This is a genomic window from Lutimaribacter degradans, from assembly GCF_023703375.1.
Taxonomy (GTDB): Bacteria; Pseudomonadota; Alphaproteobacteria; order Rhodobacterales; family Rhodobacteraceae; genus Lutimaribacter; species Lutimaribacter degradans.
Window position 1 is genome coordinate 1 of sequence record NZ_JAMQGO010000042.1, and the last position, 741, is coordinate 741.

The following is a 741-nucleotide window of genomic DNA, read 5'->3' on the forward strand; positions in this document are numbered from 1 at the left end:
TAGGGTCAGGACCCATTGATTTCTGCGAGGCGGCGTGATTCACGGTTCGAAAAACGAGCGGTGAACATGTCTGATCTCTTCTGGTTGACCGACGCCCAGATGGCGCGTCTTGAGCCCTATTTTCCGAAGTCCCACGGCAAACCCCGCGTCGATGATCGGCGTGTCTTGAGCGGGATTATCTTCATCAATCGCAATGGGTTGCGTTGGCGCGATGCGCCTGCGGAATACGGCCCCCACAAGACGCTCTACAACCGATGGAAGCGGTGGAGCGACAAGGGCATCTTTGCGCAGATGATGGCTGGCCTGGCAGCCGATCACGGCGAGGAAAAGACGGTCATGATCGACGCGACTTATCTCAAAGCCCACCGAACCGCGACCAGCATGGCCGCGAAAAAGGGGGGCGTGGACGCCTGATTGGCCGAACGAAGGGCGGCATGAACACCAAGCTGCACGCCGTCTGTGACAGTCAGGGACGCCCACTCAATCTTTTCGTCACCGCCGGGCAGGTCAGCGACTACATCGGCGCACGGGCTTTGCTGGGTAGCTTGCCAAACGTGGAATGGCTGCTCGGGGACCGGGGCTATGACGCCGACTGGTTCAGAGACGCGTTGAAAGACAAAGGGATACGCGCCTGCATCCCCGGCCGAAAGCAGCGCAAGACGCCCGTGAAATACGACAAGCGACGCTACAAACGGCGCAATCGCATCGAGATCATGTTCGGCAGGCTCAAGGATTGGCGAC

1 pseudogene is annotated in these 741 nt (G+C 59.5%); it reads left to right on the forward strand.

The features are described from left to right. Positions 1 to 66: 66 nt before the first annotated feature. Positions 67 to 741 (forward strand): annotated as a pseudogene (locus M8744_RS17720) (IS5 family transposase); the annotation flags it as partial.